This is a genomic window from Bacillus sp. UNC125MFCrub1.1 (assembly GCF_000701305.1).
In the GTDB taxonomy this organism is placed as follows: domain Bacteria; phylum Bacillota; class Bacilli; order Bacillales; family Bacillaceae; genus Bacillus; species Bacillus altitudinis.
On sequence record NZ_JNIG01000012.1, the window covers coordinates 177,700 to 196,528 of the forward strand.

Consider the following 18,829-nt stretch of genomic DNA (forward strand, 5'->3'; position numbering starts at 1 on the left):
AAGGAGCGAGGAGCATGCCGGAATTACCAGAGGTTGAGACCGTCCGGCGCACTCTTCAGCGGTTAGTCAAAGGAAAAACGATTGAAACGGTCGATATCAAATGGCCAAATATCATCAAACGTCCTGGGGAACCGGAAGAGTTCGCTAGAAGGATGGTAGGAGAAACCATTCAAACCATTGAAAGAAGAGGGAAGTTTCTACTCTTTCATTTAGACCACTATGTGATGGTCTCCCATTTAAGAATGGAAGGGAAATACCGTGTACATGAAACTGGTGAGCCTTATGATAAACATGTACACGTCGTCTTTACGTTCACAGATGGTACCGAACTTCGGTACCATGATGTCCGTAAATTTGGGACGATGCATCTATTTCAGCCAGGCGAAGAAGAAAAAGAACTTCCGCTATCACAGCTGGGGTATGAACCTTTTTCAGATTCATTTACACCAGACTATTTATGGGAGCAATTAAAGAAAACCTCCCGCGTAGTCAAAACGGCTTTACTTGATCAAAAAATCGTGGTTGGCCTCGGTAATATTTATGTAGATGAAGTGCTGTTTAAATCAGGCATTCATCCAGAAACAAAAGCGAATCAGCTAAGTCTTGCATCTTGCAAGGTGCTCCACAAACATATTATTGAAACGCTTCAAGTGGCTGTTGATGCAGGAGGTAGCACCATTCGTTCCTACATCAATTCACAAGGTGATATTGGGACTTTTCAATTACAGCTTCTTGTATATGACCGGCGGGGAGAACCTTGCCAGACGTGCGGAAGTATCATAGAGAAAACAGTGGTGGGAGGGCGCGGCACTCATTTTTGTGTGACCTGCCAAAAACGCCCTTCATAAAAGTAAGCCGTCAGCATGCTTCCTTTTTGCCATGCATACGATAAAAAACATTCTTTTTTCAGCAAGGTGTAGACTGACACACAGCCCACCTGCTCTTCATATAGTGAAGAAGAGTCTAAGGACGCCTAGAGACTCTTGATCATCGTTGCATGAACAGAAAGGAAGAGTACAGGTATGATTTCGTTTTCGCTTCTGTTTTTAGCTATTGCCGTCAGCATTGACAGCTTTTCTGTAGGTTTTACGTATGGTCTTCGCAAGATGAGGATTCCATTTAAAGCCATCGTTATTATTGCTTGCTGTTCAGGAATTGTGTTGCTCATTTCCATGCTGATTGGCAGCCTGCTCACAACATTCCTCCCTGTCTCAGTGACAGATAAACTGGGTGGAGGCATCTTAATTGCCATCGGACTTTGGGTTCTGTATCAATTTTATAAACCAGCGAAAGAGCGTGATTTGCTCCTTCATGAAAAAACACTTCTCAATGTAGAAGTGCAGTCTCTTGGGCTTGTCATTCATATTTTGCGAAAGCCTACAAGTGCAGATATTGACCGCTCTGGCACCATTAATGGAATGGAAGCGGTGCTTCTTGGAATTGCTTTATCCATCGATGCATTTGGTGCAGGGATTGGTGCAGCGATTCTTGGTTTTTCTCCAATTGTCATGAGCATCACGGTCGCTGTGATGAGTTCTCTTTTTGTATGCATCGGACTGCGTGCAGGTCATTATTTGGCCAATTGGCGCTGGATCGATAAACTCGCATGCTTACCAGGGCTGTTGCTCATTTTAATTGGGGTGTGGAAGCTGTAAAGGAGGAAACGAATTGACGCTCGTCATTGGATTAACAGGCGGGATTGCTAGCGGAAAAAGCACAGTCTCGCAGATGATAAAAGAGAAAGGCATTCGGGTGGTGGATGCTGATATCATTGCAAAAGAAGCGGTTTCTAAAGGATCGGCTGCCCTTCATCAAATCGTTCAAACTTTTGGTGAAGAGGTTCTTTTGCCAAATGGTGAACTGAACCGGCAGCAGCTTGGAGCGATCATTTTTTCTGATGAAGAGAAAAGAAAAAAGCTCAATGCCATCGTTCATCCTGAAGTCAGAAAGGAAATGCTCGAGCAGCGTGATGAAGGGGTGAGCAACAATGAAACATTTGTTGTGCTTGATATCCCGCTCCTATTCGAGAGCAAGCTAGAAGGGCTAGTCGACCGCATCATCGTTGTGTACACGACGCCTGAATTGCAGCTGTCGCGGCTCATGAATCGAAACGACCTGAGCGAGGAAGAAGCACTGAATCGCATTCACTCCCAGCAGCCTCTTGAGGAAAAATGCCAAAAAGCAGACCGTGTGATAGAAAACACAAAAGATCTTGCTTTTATTAGAAAGCAATTAGAGAACATATTAAACGAATGGGAACATACAGATAAGTAAGAGTACATACAGTACTCTTCTTTTTTTATGCTTTTTTCGTCAATTTCATTGCAAAGAACAGCCCTTTTTTGAAAATATACGTTTATATACTGGCAATTACATTCTAATGTGATATACTAATTTCATAAATAAATTTATTGAGTATAACACATAATAGAGGAGTGACCTGTTCATGAAGGTAAAAGCAGCGATCAATGGGTTTGGCAGAATTGGACGCATGGTCTTCAGAAAAGCAATGCTTGATGATCAAATTCAAATTGTAGCGGTGAACGCAAGCTATCCTGCCGAAACGCTAGCACATTTAATTAAATATGACACAAATCATGGACGTTACGAATGCGATGTGACAGCAGAAGATGACGCGTTGATTGTCAATGGCAAAAGAGTGCTTTTGCTCAATAATAGAGACCCAAAGCAGCTTCCATGGGGAGAGCTTGGGATTGATATCGTGATCGAAGCAACAGGGAAATTTAATTCAAAAGATCAAGCGATGGGCCATATAGATGCTGGAGCGAAAAAGGTCGTACTTACAGCTCCAGGTAAAAATGAAGACGTTACAATTGTGATGGGTGTCAATGAGAATGATCTTGATCCTGAAAAGCACGTAGTTATTTCAAACGCATCTTGTACAACAAACTGCTTAGCACCAGTTGTCAAGCTGTTAGATGATGAATTTGGCATCGACAACGGCTTAATGACAACGGTTCATGCTTATACAAATGATCAAAAAAATATCGACAACCCCCACAAGGATTTGCGCCGGGCAAGAGCATGTGCCCAGTCCATCATTCCAACGACGACGGGTGCCGCTAAAGCGCTTTCTTTAGTGCTGCCGCACATGAAAGGGAAATTACATGGACTTGCACTTCGCGTACCGGTTTCAAATGTGTCGATGGTTGATCTTGTGGTCGACTTGAAAAAAGATGTCACAGCAGAAGAGGTAAATGCTGCCTTTGCAACGGCTTCAAAAACATCTCTTGCTGGCATATTAGATTACACCGATGAACCACTTGTCTCCACAGACTTTAACACAAACCCTTATTCTGCTGTCGTTGATGGACTTACAACGATGGTGATGGAAGGCAGAAAAGTAAAAGTTCTTGCATGGTATGACAATGAATGGGGCTATTCTTGCAGAGTGGTTGATCTTGTAAAGTTTGTTGGTTCACAGATGAAAGAGCTTTCAGCTGTTTGAAATGAAGAAGACTGAACGTCCCTTTTCAAGAAATGAGAGAAAATCCCACTAAAAACACAGCTTGCAAAATGGGTCTAAACAAAGTATACTATTTTTCGTGAACTTCTTGTTCGCAGACTCATTCGGGTATACTTAAAGGGTTAGGACCTCTTTGGACTAACTTTCCCCCGTGGTATATGTCCGGTCCGGCTGCTTAGAACTTCACTCTTTCATTCTTGTTTAAGGGGGGTCCATGATGGAAACAATCGGACGTCACGTTATCTCCGAGTTATGGGGATGCGACTGTGATAAACTGAACGACATGGATTTTATTGAAAAAACGTTTGTAAATGCAGCTTTGAAATCAGGAGCTGAAGTAAGAGAGGTTGCTTTTCACAAATTTGCACCTCAAGGAGTAAGTGGAGTTGTCATTATTTCTGAATCTCATCTGACAATTCACAGCTTTCCTGAACATGGTTATGCGAGCATAGATGTTTATACTTGCGGCGATCTAGATCCGAATATTGCAGCAGATCATATCGGAGATGAACTAGGTGCTGAAACAAGAGAAAACATCGAAATTCCTCGAGGCATGGGACCTGTACAAGTGAAACAGGCGCAAGCCAAAGCACTGTAAACATAAAAAAGATTGCAATGGGAGCTGGCCAAAAGCATTAAATGCCTTTGTGTTATGCTCCTTTTTATATTTGTTCCATACACGGGCATCCAGCATGATCCAACCTGTCTATACTTTTGTTCTAGGAAAACAAAGGTTTTTTTTATAAAATAAAGAAGAGGGTTTATGACAAAGGGGATACGTGTATGACTTTAGGACAAAAGCTCAAACGATTCATTTCAAATCATACAGAAACATCTGACCATCATCCAGTGTCAGAGCTGAAAAGCCATTACTACAAATCGACACAAACTCAAGTTTTCCAAGCGGTAGAAGCCGTTCTTTCAAGAAACGATTCCTATCAAGTGACATCTGTTTCAGCAGAACGAGGTGAAATCAGCGCAAACATACGAACGCCGAAAAAAGCTTTTCTCGTGGCGACTGTCATTTCAATTCGTCCTTTTGAAACAGCTGTCGATTTTAATGTGACAACAGAAACAGCGCTGCCAACAGACTTTGGCTACAGTCAAAAGGCTGTTTTGTCCCTCTATAAAGAACTAGACAAACAACTTCCAAGAAGAGATCGGAGCTGATGAAATGAAATGTCCCACATGTCAGCACCTTGGCACAAGGGTGCTTGATTCAAGACCAGTAGATGAAGGGAAGTCCATCCGTCGCAGAAGAGAGTGTGAAAGCTGTCAATATCGCTTCACGACGTTTGAAAAATTAGAAGAATTGCCATTGATTGTGGTGAAAAAAGAAGGAATTCGAGAAGAATTCAGCCGGGAAAAGATGCTGAGAGGCCTCATCAAAGCGTGTGAAAAACGTCCTGTCGCTTTAAAACAGCTCGAGGATGTCTGCTTTAACATCGAGAAGGAATTGCGTAACCAAGGCATGTCAGAGGTGAAAAGCGAGCTTGTAGGGGAAATGGTGATGGACGAGCTGGCGAAAATTGATGAAGTGTCTTACGTCAGGTTTGCCTCGGTTTACCGTCAATTTAAAGATATCAATGTATTTATTGATGAATTAAAAGATTTATTAAAGAAAGAACGCTAAAAAAGAGCTGAAGATTCTTCATGCTCTTTTTCCTGCGTAAAGCGTAAAACGCAAAAAGAGTGTACAATGAAGACAACCGTATTAAGGGAGGATCAGCATATGACAGAGCATTGGAAGGAAGTGCTAGCCGTCGATCCGTATGTCGTCAAAAGCGCTTCATTGCTCGGTGACATCGATAGACAGCTTATTACTCTTTTATATCAGCCGCTTATTGGCATGTCCGCTTTCAGTTTATACATGACGCTGTGGGGAGAGCTGGAACAAAATCGAATGTGGGGGAAACCCGCACCTCACCGTCAGCTGATGGTGATGCTGCAAACGAATTTAAATGATATTTTTGAGGAGCGCTTAAAGCTTGAAGCGATCGGATTACTCCGCACATATGAACAGGAAACGGAAGAAGGCAGACTGTTTACATATGAGCTCGTGCCGCCGCTGAGACCGGATGAATTTTTCCAAGACGGTATGCTGAATGTCCTTTTGTATCATCGGGTAGAGAAAGCAAAATATATGCAGCTTCGTGATTATTTTTCTTATCCAGGAGTTCCTGCTGATGCAAAGAACATCTCCCGATCGTTTGAAGAAGTGTTTCACGTCTTGCAGCCAGGAGAGCGCAAGATGACAGAGGAAATCAATCAGGCGTCATCGCTTGACGAGGGCTACGAATATGTGACAGTTGGCTCAAGTCAGCCTGCACCGCTTTCAGATGAATCTTTTGATTTTGATCTATTGTTAGCAGGCATGTCGGATATGATGATTCCGAGAAAGGCTTTGACAAAGCAAGTGAAAGAGACAATTAAGAAGTTAGCGGTCGTCTATGGCATCACCCCACTGCAAATGCAAAATATTGTCGCAGGTGCCTGTGGTTCAGATCAGATGATATCAACTGAGGATCTGCGAAAAGCAGCGAGAGACTGGTATCAAATTGAATACAGAGGTGAACAGCCGAAGCTGATTGATCAAAAACAGCCAAGGCATTTACGTCACAATGTCACGCAGAATTCAGGTGCAGATGCGCCTGATGCGAAATTGATTGAAAAGCTTGATCATATTTCGCCTAGAGAGCTTCTAAAAGATATGGCAGATGGCATTGAGCCGACGTATGCAGACTTAAGAATTGTTGAAGATATTATGCTTGAGCAGCAGCTAGAGCCTGGGGTCATGAATGTCTTGATCTACTATACACTGCTAAAAACGGATATGAAGCTGTCCAAAACATATATGCAGAAAATTGCCGCCCACTGGGTGCGAAAGAAAATTAAAACCGTGGCAGCTGCTATGAAAATTGCCAAAGAAGAGAATAGGCAAATGACAGAATGGGCGCAGCAAAAAAATAAGCGTCAATCATATGGATCAGGAAAAGTGATCCGCGAGGAGAAGCTGCCTGACTGGATGAAAGAAGCTGAAACGAAAGAACAGCCAAAAGAACAGACAGATAACTTGTCTACAGAGGACCTCGAACGAGAAAAAGAAAAATTGTTAGATCAGTTTAATAATATGAAAAAGTACAATGCACATTAATGTGAGGTGAGATGGAGATGAAACCGATCGGTCGTTCATTTGATCAGCTAAAAGGGCGGGTAGATTTTCGCGTGAGATACAATCAGATTAAAGAAAGTGTCCTAGCTGATGAAGATGTAAAAGCTTTCTTAAAGGAGCATCAAGAGGACATCCAAGAAGACATGATCAATCGCAGCTTGAACAGGCTCTTTGAATATGTACAACAATCAAAGGGCTGTTCTTACTGCTTAGAGGAAGAGAATGTAAATGTCATTTTAGACGGGTATCACCCGAAGCTTGTGATCAAAGGTCAGAGCATTGATATTGAATATTCCCCTTGTCCTGTCAAACTGCGGCTTGATAGACAGAAAAAACAGCAAGAACTCATGAAAAGCATGTACATTCCGCAGAATGTTCTTCAAGCGACGTTTGCTGATTTAAATGTGGTTGGAAGACAAGAAGTCATTCAAAAAGTAGGTCAATTCCTGCAAAGTTATGATGAAACAGGTAAGGGCAAAGGCCTCTATTTACATGGAAAGTTTGGGGTCGGAAAAACATTTATTCTGGCAGCAATTGCGCAGCAGCTAGCGGTAAAAGAGTATCCATCTCTCCTTGTATACGTGCCTGAATTTGTGAGAGAATTAAAAAATTCATTAGCCGATCATACACTCGAAGAGAAGCTGAATATGGTCAAATCAACACCAATTTTAATGCTTGATGATATTGGAGCAGAGTCGATGACAAGCTGGGTACGAGATGAACTTTTAGGAACAATCTTGCAATACCGCATGGCAGAGCAGCTGCCGACTTTTTTCTCTTCTAATTTCTCACCGAATGAGTTAAAGCATCACTTTACGTACTCACAGCGCGGGGAAAAAGAAGAGGTGAAGGCAGCTCGATTAATGGAACGTATTCTCTACCTAGCTGAACCAGTTCTGCTTGAAGGGGAAAATCGCCGTCATTTATAAAAAGATAGGTCACGTGAAGGGGAGCGGATGAAATGAATAAAAGAAAATGGCTGCTTTTCCTCGTGATTGGGGTTCTAGCTGCTGTGTTATGGTGGCTCAACAAACAGCATCTTCAACTGTCGCCGAAAGATGTGAAGAATTGGATTCTTCAATTTGGGATGCTGGCTCCCTTTGTCTTTCTTTTCTTATCACTTTTTCGTCCATTTGTGCTTGTCCCTCTCACCGTCTTTTCGCTAGCAGCAGGTTTGGCATTCGGCAGTGTCCTTGGGACCATTTATGCCTTAGCTGGTGCGACAGCAGGTGCAACAGGATCTTTCCTGCTTGCCTCAACCTTCCGTTCAAACAAGCAGGAAAACGAATCAAGCAATCGGAAGCTAAAAGCGGTGACGTCCCGTATTCAAGAGCATGGATTTCTTTATATCCTCTTATTACGCATTGCACCCATTCACTTTGATTTTGTCAGTTATGCCGCAGCAGCTTCACGTGCGAATTATCGTGCATTTGCGGCAGCGACTTTTTTAGGGTTAATACCTGGTACTGTGGCGTTAAATGTCCTTGGATCAAGCTTTGTAAGCGGAAATTATGCCGCCTTAGCGATTGTTTGTTTGATTTATTTGATCTTTATCTCAGTGCCACTGATTTTAAAAAGAAAGATGCCTGATTTATTTTAGGCGTCTATTTTTTATGTTCCCCCCATATATATGTAACAGATGTCGTTAGGGGGGACAAACATGCTTGAAATAATCTTTGAAGATGAATATGATACCGCCGCTTTTTTACATCTTGCTGAACACTTGGACAGTCGGCATCACATTTCGATTCAACAAGGGAAAGACCGGCTTCTCATAGAAGCGAAGAAATCAGGAGAAGCCATAGAGCACATTGTGCGGACATTACTGATTCACTTTTTTTTGGAATGCAAAGAAAATGAACGCATGCGCAGCATCCTTGAAAACACATACTTATTTAAAGATCCAGAAGAGCAGCACCAAATTCTTTCAATCGCACATAGCATCATGAAAGGGGATCTAGATGATATCCCTGGAATTCATCAAGACCCACCGAGGGAGGATCTGTTAAAAAAAGAGCTTGAGACGATTTCTTTACAGAAAGGTGTTTTTTCCATTGGTTCATTTATGACATTTAGGCTCTCAGCGTATGACAGAAGGCTGAAGAACTATGTTGAAGTATCCATCGAAGAGTATAAGATGGAACAAGAATATCAAAACTTTATTCAATCCCTTCGAGACTATGTGATGTCAAGAGAACCTAAGCTTGAAAAAGTACATGTTGTACATCAGGACCGCCTGATGATTTGGGAATTTCGGTACGCTTCTGAGCGTGATCAAAAACAATACATAGACAGACAGTTTGTAAGAGAGCATCCAATGTATATTGATTCGCAGTTGATTGCACCGCTTGTATCCATTGCGCCACAAAAAATTGACCTATTTACAGATGATACAGGTCACTCGATGGTGCAAACCATTCAAAATATTTTTCAAGAAAGAGTTGAGGTATTCCCTCCTCATTCGTTTCAGGAACAGCATGTTCAATTTGTTCCTAGTCATTTGGAAAAGAAAAGTGAAAAGCTTTCTTGATTTTCACGAAAAAACGTTTTATAATACGGTGTAACTTCATACAGAGACCGTATTGATAAGGACATGAACAAATGAACACCCGCTTAAAGAGAGGGAAGCCGTGGCTGAAAGCTTCCTAGCGTAGGAACATTTGCTTTACCACCTTTGAACATCAGCTGTGAACTGTTTAGTAATAGCTGACGGGAATTCCCGTTATTGAACCACAAGCCGTATTTGTTTTTGACAAAGCAAGCTGCAAATACGGGAAAAAGGGTGGAACCACGATTCCGTTTATTCAACCTCGTCCCTTTCCAGGGGGCGGGGTTTTTATATTGCCAAAAAAAGGAGTGACTAGAGATGTCAGAACAAATTCAACTTACATTTCCAGATGGAGCAGTCAAGGAGTTTGACAAAACAGCTACAACAGAAGACATCGCGGCATCAATTAGCCCAGGCCTAAAGAAAAAAGCGCTTGCCGGTAAATTGAACGGCAAAGAAATAGATCTGCGTACGCCGCTGTTAGAAAGTGGAACAATCGAGATCATCACAGATAAGAGTGAAGAAGCGCTCGATATTATGCGACACAGCACAGCGCATTTGCTTGCACAGGCAATCAAACGCATTTATGGAAAAGAGCATCACGTCCAGTTTGGCGTAGGCCCTGTCATCGAAAATGGCTTTTACTATGATGTCGACATCGATGTAGCGATTACACCTGAAGATTTACCAAAGATTGAAAAAGAAATGAAAAAAATCATTAACAGCAATTTGCCGATTGAGCGCATTGAAGTTTCAAGAGAAGAAGCGAAAGCACGCTTTGAAGCAATTGGCGATGAATTGAAGCTAGAGCTGTTAGAAGCAATCCCAGAAGGCGAAGCCGTCACAATTTATGAGCAAGGTGAATTCTTCGATCTATGCCGCGGTATTCACTTGCCGTCTACAGGGAAAATCAAAGAATTCAAGCTGTTAAGCCTTGCAGGTGCTTACTGGAGAGGCGACAGTAACAACCAAATGCTTCAGCGTATTTACGGAACAGCTTTCTTCAGCAAAGAAGAATTAAACGAGCATTTACGTCTGCTTGAAGAAGCAAAAGAGCGTGATCACCGTAAACTAGGCAAAGAATTGAAACTGTTTGCGAACTCTCAAAAGGTGGGCCAAGGTCTTCCGCTCTGGCTGCCAAAAGGGGCCACAATTCGCCGCGTCATTGAGCGTTATATTGTTGATAAAGAAGTACGCCTTGGTTATGAGCATGTGTATACACCCGTTCTTGCGAGTGTAGAATTGTATAAAACATCAGGCCACTGGGCGCATTATCAAGAAGACATGTTCCCTGTGATGGAAATGGACAACGAAGATCTTGTCCTCCGTCCAATGAACTGTCCGCACCATATGATGATTTACAAAAACGAGCCGCATAGCTATCGCGAATTGCCAATTCGGATTGCAGAGCTTGGTACAATGCACCGCTATGAAATGTCAGGTGCTTTATCCGGCCTTCAACGTGTTCGCGGGATGACATTAAACGATGCTCATATCTTTGTTCGTCCAGATCAAATCAAAGACGAATTCATTCGTACAGTTCGCCTAATTGAAGAAGTGTATCAAGACTTTGGCTTGAATGACTACACATTCCGCTTATCTTACCGTGATCCAGAAGATACTGAGAAGTATTTTGACGATGATGCAATGTGGAATAAAGCACAGTCTATGCTGAAAGATGCAATGGACGAGCTTGGACATGACTACTATGAAGCAGAAGGCGAAGCGGCATTTTATGGTCCGAAGCTTGACGTCCAAGTAAAGACAGCTCTTGGAAAAGAAGAGACTTTGTCTACTGTACAGCTAGACTTCTTACTTCCAGAGCGTTTCGATCTCACATATATCGGAGAAGATGGAAAACACCATCGTCCAGTTGTCATTCATAGAGGAGTTGTGTCCACAATGGAACGCTTCGTTGCCTTCTTAATTGAAGAATACAAAGGAGCTCTTCCAACATGGCTGGCACCTGTACAATTCCAAGTCATCCCGGTTTCACCATCTGTCCATCTAGATTACGCGAAAAAAGTGCAAGAACGTTTGCAGCTTGAAGGACTGCGTGTAGAACTAGACAGTCGTGATGAAAAAATAGGATACAAAATTAGAGAAGCGCAAATGCAAAAGATTCCGTACATGCTAGTTGTCGGTGATCAAGAAGCAGAAAATAGCGCGGTCAATGTAAGAAAATATGGGGAACAAGATTCAGAAACAATGGACCTCGAAGCTTTTGTGAAACATGCAGTCGCAGAAGCAAAAAAATAATGAAGGCGCACGAAACAGTCAGTGATCTCATCTATTGAGGTTGCTGGCTTTTTTCTTATGGAAAAAAATTCTCCACTAGTGATCCATTTGCGCAAATGATACGTTTAGATAGTACGAAAGTATGGGTAAGTATGTACTATTAGAGAGAGGCAAATTGGGGGAATGAAAGCGATGATTCAAACAACAAACACTTCATCAACACAAGTATTGGAGCAATCAGCTGTGCTTCGTGCGCTAGAGCACTCACTGGCGATGATTGAATTTGATGTCACAGGTAAGGTCCTATGGGTCAATGATATTTTTGCAAAAGCCATGAGATATTCAAAGGAAGAAATGATTGGTTTAAAGCATAGACAGTTTTGTCCTCCGCATATTGCAGAAGACACAAGTTATCAAATGTTTTGGAAGCGTTTGAAGAATGGTCAAGTGTTTCAGGAAAAGGTGCAGCGGATCACGAAGTACGGTGACACCTTATGGCTTGAAGCGACGTATACACCAGTGCTCAATGAAGAGGGGAATGTAGTGGCTGTCGTGAAAGTGGCAACAGATATTACGGAGAGAGAAAACACAATGAAGCAGGTAGTAGAAGACCTAAAGGATATGTCTGCAAAATTAATGGAGCGAGCGGAAATCGGCATCCAGCATAGTCAAAGTGTAAATGCTTCTTTTGAACATATCGCGAGTGAAACGGATCAAAACATGAGTTTGCTAGAAGGGTTAACAGAGCAGGTGGAGTCGATCAGCTCAATTGCTACAACGATTAACAGTATCGCATCCCAAACACAGCTGCTCGCATTGAACGCGGCCATAGAAGCTGCGCATGCGGGTTCCTATGGAAATGGCTTTAGTGTCGTCGCGGCAGAAATCCGTAAGCTTGCGACAGATTCAAAGGAAGCGATTGTAAAGGTAGATCGTTATGTGAAGGCGATCCATTTAGAAGTTGAAAAGGTCAGCAACGGAACAAGCCGTGCAAAGACAAGCGTGTTTACAAACCGGGATCTTGTCAAGCAAGCAAGCGAGGAATTCATGAATGTAGGAGAAGCAGCACGCGGCTTAGATCGTCAAGCACAAAGTTTAGCAGCAATTGTATAGCCGAAAACGAAAAAACACCAATCTCGATCAGGAGAAGGGTGTTTTTCCTATGGTTTATTTTAAAATATCAAACAATTCGTGTAAGTCTTTAATTTCATAGTCTGGTGTCACATCTGTTTCATTTTTCTTGCCATGACGATTGATCCAAACCGTTTGGATGCCAGCGCGAGAAGCGCCGAGAATATCTGTTTTTGGATTATCCCCTACCATGATGACATCATCTTTTGTGAGATTTAACAGCTGAAGGCAGTGCTCAAAGATGCCAGGATCAGGCTTTCCTTTCCCGTAATCTCCTGAAATCACAATTTCATTAAAGTAAGGGGCAAGTTCCGGGACACCTGCAAGTTTTTCTTTTTGCAGACTAGGATCTCCATTTGTTAAAAGAAGTAATTCATAGTTGCCCTTCAGGCGCTCTAAAACAGGATACGTTTCTTCATAGACATACGGGCGTTTTCTGCGCTCTGCTGCAAAGAAATCTGCTAAGTATTGACCAAATGCATCATCGTCAATTCCTGCCTCTTTTAAGCCGTTCGTCCAAGCATTTTTGCGATACTCTGGTGCAAGGGCGTTCAGCTTTTGAAAGCCTTCGCTAATCGGCTCACTAAAATTAGACCACAGTCCTTCAAAAGGATTAATGCCAATCATGACAGTATAATCATATGTTTCATAAGAAGAGTACAGCTTTCTTGCTTCTTCACGCACAATCTGTTCAAACGATTCTGGATCAAGTCCATATTTCTTTTCCGCTTCCCTGCATGTTTCCTGAAAAGTGGTATGAATGCTTTTTTCATCCCAAAGCAAAGTATCATCTAAATCGAAAAATACGGCTTTCATGATCTTCTCCCTTGTTATGTATGTAGTTACCCTCAATTGCATGTGACAGGCTCATGTTCATTTTACAATAGAAGCAGAGGGCAATAAAGAAAAGATTTGAGAGATTTTTGAGCATTGACCGTGCATGATAGAATAGATAGACAGTAGATATCACATACATCAATTGAGGTGGCCGGTTTGCTTCATTTAATTATTATGATGATTGAGCGTGTAGGAATCATCGTTATTTTGGGATTTGTGCTTGCCCATGTCAAGGGCTTTCGCAATCTCTTACTACATAATCAAGGGTTTCGAAAAAAGGCAATCCTTGTCTTTATCTTTGCTTCTTTTAGTATCATCAGCAATTACACTGGAATTGAAATCCAGCAGCAGATTGTGATGAACCACGAATTTTCATATCACTTAGGCTCATCAAGTTCTATCGCCAATACGAGAATTATGGGGATCGAAATGGGCGGCTTAATAGGAGGGCCGTTTGTAGGGATTGGTGCGGGGCTTTTAGCTGGCATTCATCGCTATTCACTAGGAGGGAGCACCGCGCTTAGCTGTGCAATTTCTTCCATTTTAGCCGGTGTGATTGCAGGCTATGTCGGCAGGCGATTTAAGCGGAAGAATCGAATGGTCACACCGCGACAAGCAGCGATTTTTGGTGTAGCGATGGAATCTTTACAAATGGTCATTATCCTTCTGTTTGCGAAGCCATTTGCTGATGCTTGGGGCCTTGTGAGTATTATTGCGCTGCCGATGATCTTTGTGAATGGAATCGGGAGTTTTATCTTTTTATCTATTTTACAGTCAGTAATTCGTCAGGAAGAGCAGGCGAAAGCAATGCAGACGCATCGAGTATTTTCTATCGCAGATCAAACACTTCCTTATTTCCGGCAAGGGCTAAACGAACAATCATGTAAAAGTGTGGCAGAAATCATTCATCGTTTAACAGAAACAGATGCTGTCTCCTTAACAGATACAGAAAAGATTTTAGCACATGTCGGAGATGGAACTGATCATCATATTCCATCGAAAAGCCTGATTACAGGACTGTCTAAGCAAGTGTTGATAAGTGGGAAGATTATGAAGGCGCACTCAAAAGATGAAATCAATTGTTCAGTCGCCCACTGCCCGCTTGAAGCAGCCATAGTGCTTCCACTCACGTCTAATGGTCAAACAATTGGAACATTAAAAATGTATTTCAATTCTCCAGTCGGATTAAGCAGAGTAGAAGAAGAGCTTGCAGAAGGTTTGGCGATGCTCTTTTCCACACAGCTTGAGCTTGGGGAGGCTGAGACCCAAAGCCGTCTGCTGAAAGATGCAGAAATCAAGGCGCTTCAGGCCCAGGTGAATCCGCACTTTTTATTTAACGCCATTAACACCATCTCCGTTTTGTGTAGAACGAATGTAGAGATGGCAAGGAAACTGCTACTACAGCTGAGTATTTATTTTCGATCAAATTTACAAGGCGCTCGCCAGCTGCTCATTCCAATGCATAAAGAGATTCAGCATGTGGAGGCTTATTTATCACTGGAACAAGCGAGATTTCCAAATAAATATCAAGTGACCTTTCAAATTGAAAAAGAGCTGGAACAGGTGATGATCCCTCCCTTTGTGCTTCAAGTGCTTGTTGAAAATGCAGTGAGACATGCTTTTCCTAAACATCAAACAAATTGTGAAGTCATCGTATCCGCTTTGTTAAAAGATGGGCATGTCTATATGAAAGTCACAGATAATGGCCAGGGGATTGAAGACGACAAGATGGCTCAATTATTAAAATCGCCAGTTGAATCAAAAGAAGGAACAGGTACAGCACTTTATAATTTAGACCAGCGGCTAAGAGGAATTTTTGGCCGGCAAGCTGCTTTATCCATTCATAGTGACAAAGGCACTGACATTTCATTTCGCATTCCAATGGATTATGTAAAAAAGGATGATTCTCGTTGATAAAGGTATTGATTGTAGATGATGAAGTTTTAGCAAGAGACGAATTAAAATATTTGTTACAAAGAACAAAAGAGAATGTTCAAATAGAGGAAGCGGAAAATATAGAATCTGCTTTTGACCGGATGGTCGATCACGAGCCCGATTTGCTCTTTTTAGATATCGATTTATCAGGTGAGAATGGATTTGATATTGCCAAAAGGCTCAACCGAATGTCTGATCCGCCGGCGATTGTATTTGCTACAGCATTTGATCAATATGCGCTGAAGGCGTTTGAGGTGAGTGCACTAGATTACTTAACAAAGCCTTTTGACGAAGAGCGGCTGTTGCAAACGATGCAAAAGTTTAAGAAGTGGAAAGCTATTGAGACGCAGGAGCCGTCTCTTTCAGAAGACAAATTTTCTCACAACCAAAAATTAGCGATCTCTGTCGATGAGTCTATTGTGATCTTGCAGGTTGACGAGATTATGTATGTAGGGCTTAGTGAAGGAAAAAAGGTTGTGAAAACAAGAGATCATATGTATGAGGTGACAGAACCGCTTGTGGTCATTGAAAAGAAATTACCCGAGGCTTATTTTATGAGAGTTCACCGAAGCTATATTGTCAACACGTCTCATATGAAAGAAGTGCAGCCTTGGTTTAATTCAACGTATAATCTTCATATGACAGACGGGTCTATCGTCCCTGTCAGCCGAACATATGCGAAAGAACTAAAGAAGTCGCTCCTATTAGAATAGGGTGGCTTTTTTCATTTGCATTTCAATCCTCATTTTTTGCATTTCAGTCAGGATATTAGGTGAGTTTTATTGTAAACGCTTCATTTGTTTGTTTCATGCCATATACTGAGGGCAGTCGAAGAAAGAGGTGAAAGGGCATGAGTGCCACAAAAGTATATGGATTTCTATCTCAAGCATTTATCTTTGCAACGGTAATGTTCGTTTCTAATCTCATTTCAATGTATTTACCGATTCCGATGCCTGCATCTGTTATTGGTTTGGTTCTTTTATTTATTTTATTAACAACAAAGATTGTGAAACTAGAGCAAGTAGAGCAATTAGGCAGTTCATTGACAGGTCTTATTAGTTTTCTATTTGTTCCTTCTGGTATCTCAGTCATTCAATCATTAGGTGTCATGCAAGAAGTAGGGGTACAGGTAGTGGGTGTGATTATCATTGCAACCATTATGTTACTTGCCGCCACTGGGCTGTTCTCTCAGCTTCTGATGCAGTTATCAGAAAGACCACAGCAGCGACAAAAGACAAAGGAGAGCAAATCCACTCCTTCTCATTCAAATAAACCAGCTTCAACTACGCATTAAAGGAGAGGTGTAAGATGGGTACAAGTACTATGAGTCCTTATTTTGGCATTGTCGTCTCATTAGTGGCCTTTGGAATTGGCACATTTTTATTTAAAAAGTCTAAAGGTTTCTTCTTATTTACCCCGCTATTTGTTGCCATGGTGTTAGGCATTTTGTTTTTGAAAATTGGCGGTTTTTCCTATGCAGATTATAATGAAGGCGGTAAGATTATCAAGTTTTTCTTAGAGCCTGCAACCATCGCGTTTGCGATTCCTCTTTATAAACAGAGAGCTTTGCTGAAAAAATATTGGTGGCAAATTTTATCCGCTATTTTTGTCGGCTCACTTTGTTCTATTACGATTGTTTATGTAGTAGCAAAAGGGATTCATCTTGATGCTGCTGTTATGAAAAGCATGCTCCCACAAGCGGCGACGACAGCAATTGCTTTGCCAATTGCAAAGGATATTGGCGGAATTGCAGATATTACAGCCTTTGCGGTTATTTTTAATGCGGTGATTGTCTATGCGCTAGGTGCCTTCTTCTTAAAATTGTTTCGGATTAAAAACCCAGTGGCCAAAGGCCTTGCACTTGGTACTTCTGGACATGCGCTTGGCGTTTCTGTTGGGATTGAGATGGGGGAAGTGGAAGCGGCAATGGCGAGTATCGCTGTGGTGGTAGTAGGGGTTGTCACCGTGATTGTCATCCCAATCTTCTTGCAATTGATTCTTTAATATCAGCATTGTTTGAAAAAGGCTTGCTCAAATCATTTCGTCATGCTAAAATGAAAAAGTTGTTTCAAGAGTTCCGTTACTTGACGGACAAATGAAAATTGTGTAGAATAATTAACGAATTGAATAGATATCACAAGCAGAAGCACCCGCTTCTCACCTGATTGACACATGTTTGTAGTTGACAGGTTGACCGTACATTTATTTTTTCATGCAAATGTTCGCAGTGTGGGTGTTTTATATGCCCACACTTTTTGTTTGCCTGTAAAACATACAACGAAATGGTCAAAATGAATTGTGAACTCAATTCAAAATCTCATGGAGGTGGCTCACTATTAGCAAAGATCAATTAGTTAATGAAGGTATTCGTGCGCGTGAAGTTCGTTTGATCGGACAAAATGGCGATCAGCTTGGGATTAAAACCCGCCAGGAAGCTCTGGAAATTGCTACGAAAGCCAATCTTGACCTTGTGTTAGTTGCTGCAAATGCAAAACCACCTGTTTGCCGAATCATGGACTATGGTAAGTTCCGATTCGAACAACAGAAGAAGGAAAAAGAGGCACGTAAGAATCAAAAAATCATTAGCTTAAAAGAAGTTCGGTTGAGCCCGACAATCGATGAACATGATTTTAACACGAAGCTCCGTAATGCAATCAAATTCCTTGAAAAGGGAGATAAAGTGAAAGCTTCTATCCGCTTTAAAGGCCGTGCGATTACGCATAAAGAAATCGGACAGCGCGTGTTAGACCGTTTCTCTGAAGCTTGCGCTGAAGTAGCAACAGTAGAAACAAAACCTAAGATGGACGGACGCAGCATGTTCCTCATGCTTGCACCAAAAGTCGAAAAGTAAAAGTAACAGAGGGAGGAAACATCCAATGCCAAAAATGAAAACTCACCGCGGATCTGCTAAACGTTTCAAAAAAACAGGTTCTGGTAAACTTAAACGTTCTCATGCGTACACAAGTCACTTGTTCGCTAACAAATCTACAAAGCAAAAACGTAAATTGCGTAAGAGCGCAATCGTAAGTGCTGGAGATTTCAAACGTATCAAACAACAACTTGCAAACATCAAGTAATCTGGAATAGGAAACATAGGAGGGAATTACAATGCCAAGAGTAAAAGGCGGAACTGTGTCGCGTCAGCGTCGTAAAAAGGTTCTTAAATTAGCAAAAGGTTATTTCGGTTCAAAACATAGATTATATAAAGTAGCAAACCAACAGGTGATGAAATCTGGAAACTACGCTTTCCGTGACCGTCGTCAGAAAAAACGTGACTTCCGTAAACTATGGATTACTCGTATCAATGCTGCAGCTCGTATGAACGGTCTTTCTTACAGCCGTTTAATGCATGGCTTAAAGCTTTCTGGTATCGAAGTAAACCGCAAAATGCTTGCTGATCTTGCTGTGAATGACCTAAACGCATTCAACCAGCTTGCTGATGCTGCAAAAGCACAACTAGACAAGTAAGTCATATAAAAGA

General features: G+C 41.8%; 21 protein-coding genes and 2 other annotated features. Of the genes, 20 read left to right on the forward strand and 1 reads right to left on the reverse strand.

Going from position 1 to position 18,829, the window contains the following annotated elements; translation table 11 throughout:
* The first annotated feature begins 14 nt into the window (after positions 1–14).
* The 13 genes from mutM (at position 15) to N521_RS10300 (ending at position 12,558) form a co-directional block, all read left to right on the forward strand.
* Positions 15–848, forward strand: coding sequence for a DNA-formamidopyrimidine glycosylase (gene mutM / locus N521_RS10240; protein ID WP_025207769.1), 834 nt, complete (start codon positions 15–17; stop codon positions 846–848).
* A gap of 174 nt (positions 849–1,022) precedes the next feature.
* Positions 1,023–1,655, forward strand: a complete 633-nt coding sequence (ytaF, locus tag N521_RS10245) for a sporulation membrane protein YtaF (protein WP_007501684.1) — start codon at positions 1,023–1,025, stop codon at positions 1,653–1,655.
* Between the two features lie 13 nt (positions 1,656–1,668).
* The gene (gene coaE / locus N521_RS10250) at positions 1,669–2,274 is read left to right on the forward strand and encodes a dephospho-CoA kinase (RefSeq protein WP_024718656.1); all 606 of its coding nucleotides are present in this window, start codon (positions 1,669–1,671) and stop codon (positions 2,272–2,274) included.
* 172 nt (positions 2,275–2,446) lie between these two features.
* Positions 2,447–3,469: a glyceraldehyde-3-phosphate dehydrogenase gene (locus N521_RS10255; protein WP_035391159.1), complete on the forward strand. Its 1,023-nt coding sequence runs from the start codon at positions 2,447–2,449 to the stop codon at positions 3,467–3,469.
* A gap of 235 nt (positions 3,470–3,704) precedes the next feature.
* A complete protein-coding gene (speD, locus tag N521_RS10260) occupies positions 3,705–4,085 on the forward strand; it encodes an adenosylmethionine decarboxylase (RefSeq protein ID WP_003216492.1) in 381 nt (126 codons plus the stop codon).
* 185 nt (positions 4,086–4,270) lie between these two features.
* Positions 4,271–4,657: a hypothetical protein gene (locus N521_RS10265; protein WP_017358264.1), complete on the forward strand. Its 387-nt coding sequence runs from the start codon at positions 4,271–4,273 to the stop codon at positions 4,655–4,657.
* Positions 4,658–4,661: 4 nt separating this feature from the next.
* Complete coding sequence (nrdR, locus tag N521_RS10270; protein WP_003216720.1) at positions 4,662–5,120, forward strand: transcriptional regulator NrdR; 459 nt, start codon at positions 4,662–4,664, stop codon at positions 5,118–5,120.
* Positions 5,121–5,219: 99 nt separating this feature from the next.
* Entirely contained in the window at positions 5,220–6,641 is a 1,422-nt protein-coding gene (locus N521_RS10275; RefSeq protein ID WP_017367826.1) for a replicative helicase loading/DNA remodeling protein DnaB, read from the forward strand.
* 17 nt (positions 6,642–6,658) lie between these two features.
* Positions 6,659–7,588, forward strand: a complete 930-nt coding sequence (dnaI, locus tag N521_RS10280) for a primosomal protein DnaI (RefSeq protein ID WP_008346034.1) — start codon at positions 6,659–6,661, stop codon at positions 7,586–7,588.
* A gap of 32 nt (positions 7,589–7,620) precedes the next feature.
* The gene (locus N521_RS10285; RefSeq protein ID WP_035391160.1) at positions 7,621–8,259 is read left to right on the forward strand and encodes a TVP38/TMEM64 family protein; all 639 of its coding nucleotides are present in this window, start codon (positions 7,621–7,623) and stop codon (positions 8,257–8,259) included.
* A 60-nt stretch (positions 8,260–8,319) separates the two neighbouring features.
* On the forward strand, positions 8,320–9,189 hold the full coding sequence (gene ytxC / locus N521_RS10290; RefSeq protein ID WP_008346029.1) for a putative sporulation protein YtxC: 870 nt from the start codon (positions 8,320–8,322) through the stop codon (positions 9,187–9,189).
* A gap of 43 nt (positions 9,190–9,232) precedes the next feature.
* Positions 9,233–9,480: a binding site (T-box leader), on the forward strand.
* Positions 9,481–9,525: 45 nt separating this feature from the next.
* Positions 9,526–11,466, forward strand: coding sequence for a threonine--tRNA ligase (thrS, locus tag N521_RS10295; protein WP_035391162.1), 1,941 nt, complete (start codon positions 9,526–9,528; stop codon positions 11,464–11,466).
* 171 nt (positions 11,467–11,637) lie between these two features.
* On the forward strand, positions 11,638–12,558 hold the full coding sequence (locus tag N521_RS10300) for a methyl-accepting chemotaxis protein (RefSeq protein ID WP_051632380.1): 921 nt from the start codon (positions 11,638–11,640) through the stop codon (positions 12,556–12,558).
* Between the two features lie 54 nt (positions 12,559–12,612).
* Here N521_RS10300 and N521_RS10305 read toward each other — a convergent pair whose 3' ends face one another.
* Complete coding sequence (locus tag N521_RS10305; protein WP_025207764.1) at positions 12,613–13,392, reverse strand: HAD family hydrolase; 780 nt, start codon at positions 13,390–13,392, stop codon at positions 12,613–12,615.
* 177 nt (positions 13,393–13,569) lie between these two features.
* Here N521_RS10305 and N521_RS10310 point away from each other — a divergent pair, with 177 nt between their 5' ends.
* From N521_RS10310 to rplT, 7 genes are all read left to right on the forward strand, one after another.
* Positions 13,570–15,327: a sensor histidine kinase gene (locus N521_RS10310; protein WP_035391167.1), complete on the forward strand. Its 1,758-nt coding sequence runs from the start codon at positions 13,570–13,572 to the stop codon at positions 15,325–15,327.
* Entirely contained in the window at positions 15,324–16,061 is a 738-nt protein-coding gene (locus tag N521_RS10315) for a LytR/AlgR family response regulator transcription factor (RefSeq protein ID WP_035391169.1), read from the forward strand. Before N521_RS10310 ends, N521_RS10315 begins: the two co-directional genes overlap by 4 nt.
* 137 nt (positions 16,062–16,198) lie before the next feature.
* Complete coding sequence (gene lrgA / locus N521_RS10320) at positions 16,199–16,642, forward strand: antiholin-like murein hydrolase modulator LrgA (RefSeq protein ID WP_035391171.1); 444 nt, start codon at positions 16,199–16,201, stop codon at positions 16,640–16,642.
* A 14-nt stretch (positions 16,643–16,656) separates the two neighbouring features.
* Positions 16,657–17,352: an antiholin-like protein LrgB gene (lrgB, locus tag N521_RS10325; protein ID WP_172673019.1), complete on the forward strand. Its 696-nt coding sequence runs from the start codon at positions 16,657–16,659 to the stop codon at positions 17,350–17,352.
* Between the two features lie 128 nt (positions 17,353–17,480).
* Positions 17,481–17,612: a sequence feature (ribosomal protein L20 leader region), on the forward strand.
* A 71-nt stretch (positions 17,613–17,683) separates the two neighbouring features.
* Complete coding sequence (gene infC / locus N521_RS10330; RefSeq protein WP_024718649.1) at positions 17,684–18,199, forward strand: translation initiation factor IF-3; 516 nt, start codon at positions 17,684–17,686, stop codon at positions 18,197–18,199.
* Between the two features lie 25 nt (positions 18,200–18,224).
* Positions 18,225–18,425, forward strand: coding sequence for a 50S ribosomal protein L35 (rpmI, locus tag N521_RS10335; protein WP_003216324.1), 201 nt, complete (start codon positions 18,225–18,227; stop codon positions 18,423–18,425).
* Positions 18,426–18,456: 31 nt separating this feature from the next.
* A complete protein-coding gene (gene rplT, locus N521_RS10340) occupies positions 18,457–18,816 on the forward strand; it encodes a 50S ribosomal protein L20 (RefSeq protein ID WP_007501659.1) in 360 nt (119 codons plus the stop codon).
* The last annotated feature ends 13 nt before the right edge of the window (positions 18,817–18,829 follow it).